Annotated in this window: 1 protein-coding gene; it reads right to left on the reverse strand. The window is 70.9% G+C overall.

Annotation, left to right across the window (positions count from 1 at the left end; all coding sequences use genetic code 11):
- A partial coding sequence (locus ABD256_RS44040; protein WP_344432370.1) for a hypothetical protein occupies positions 1-1,888 on the reverse strand: 1,888 nt, incomplete at its 3' end.
- Positions 1,889-1,941: the final 53 nt, after the last annotated feature.

Raw genomic sequence — 1,941 nt, forward strand, 5'->3', positions numbered from 1 at the left:
CCACCGCCCGATACCGAACCCCACCATCGGCCATCAACCGACCCACAGCACCGAACCGCCCCACCCACTCATCCACCACCCCAGCACCCACCACCGGACCAGGCTCGATCACGATCACGTCGTCCTGGCCCCGCGACGTTCCCCGGTCCGGGCGACCTGTCGTCGCGGCGGCATCCTGACCGGTCGCGGGTTCTTCCACGCGATCCGGCTCGGCAGCGGGCGTTATCGCCTCCCCTTGCCCGTCGACGCCATTCGAACCGTTCTCCGCGACCTGCCCGTTCCGTTCTGCCGCGTGCTGGAGCAAAGCGGTCACGACGCGGTGTTGTGCACCGGTGTAATGCGGTTCGGCGGTAACGGTTCCCCGGAGGGACTCGGCGTCGGCGCGTAGCCGTGCGATGTCCGAGTCGTTCCACGCTTGGCGCGGGTGCGTGCCGTCGGCGATGAGGGCGGTGAGCATGGAGGTCAGGCCGTCGTGCAACCGCTGCCGGGCGCCGGTGGGTACGCCGGGGGCGGCGGGCGGGAGGTCACCTACCATCGCCTTCGCCGCCCGGGCGGCCGGACCGTTCGGATCCGCCTGGCCGTCCGCCGCGGTGATCCGCTCCGACCACCTCGACACCGCCTCCGCGCCTCGCGCGACCGCGTCGGTGTCGCCGGGCTCCGCCGGTGGCGTGGTGCTGGGTGAGGGGCCAGCGATGTCGATGCCGTAGACCGCGCTTTCCGCGTGGCCAGGCGGGTCCACGGGCGGCGGTTTCCCGATGGCTCGGGTGGGCATGAACCAGGTTCGCGTGGGCACGGGGGGACGGGGGATCGGGTGGTCCTGGCCGGTGGTGCCGTCCTGGCCGCTGAAGTAGCGGATCGTTCCGTCCGGCTCGACCTCGGCGCTGAACGCGTGGTCGCCCGACTGCATGTCGAGGAACATCACGCGCCTGCCGCCGCTGTTCCGGTAGACGGTCAGCGGGTGGGCCCACTGGGCACCAGTTCCCATGGTCAGGAACACCCCGTGCGGGGCGACGGCCGGGTCCTGCCCGAAGATCCGGGTGACGACGTCTTCCAGCGGCACATCGCGCTCGAACCGGCCCGCGAGTTCGTGTTCGAGGTAGATCGCCGGATACGGGCCGCGCAACGGCACCTCCCGGGTTTCCCCGCCCAGCAGGTGGAATCCCGCGACGGTCGCGGGCCCGCAGTTCACCCGCGCACCGGGCACGTCGTTCAGGTAGTTCTGACGGTTGATCGTCGTCAACGGGCCCAGCTCACCACGCATCCGGTGCTCACTACCCTGGTCCAGCGGCACGAACCGGTCCAGCAGATCCACCGCCAGCCGACCCACCGGATCACCCACCAGCACCACCCCACCGGAAACCCCGTTCGTGGCCGACAGGTGCTCGTCCAGTTCGGTGACCAGCACCGCCCGGACATCCGCCAGCGCCTCCGCCCGCGGACCCCCGTCCGGGATCGGATCGCGCTCCCGCAACAGAACCACGTCGACCGACAGTCCCAGTTGGTTCCGCCGCACCGGATCCATGCGGGCCATGACCCGGGTAGCGAGTTCTCCGCGCTGCGCCAGCCCCGTGCGCGTGGTCAGGTCACCGTCCGCCCACCTCGTCGTGCCGGCTCGGGTGTGGGTGATCGCGGTGTCGAACAGGTCGTCGAGCACCCCGTGCGCCAGATCCCCTTCCGGCCACGTGACCTCAGCGAGTTGCCCGAACCTGGCTGCCTGCCCGTAGGGCAACGTGGCCGCGAACCACCACGCCCGCTCACTCCCCGTGCGCTGGTCCTGATACGACAAATACCCCAACGCCTCCAGCACCGAGTGATACACCGGCCGCAACCGCTCCAGCTCCGGCCCCGACAACCCCGCCACCGGCTTGAGCCACCGCACCATCCGCACCCGATGCTCCCCCGCCACCCGCGGCGGCACCGACCGCATCCGCCCCGCGAAAA

The organism is Amycolatopsis minnesotensis, assembly GCF_039529815.1.
Lineage (GTDB): Bacteria > Actinomycetota > Actinomycetes > Mycobacteriales > Pseudonocardiaceae > Amycolatopsis > Amycolatopsis minnesotensis.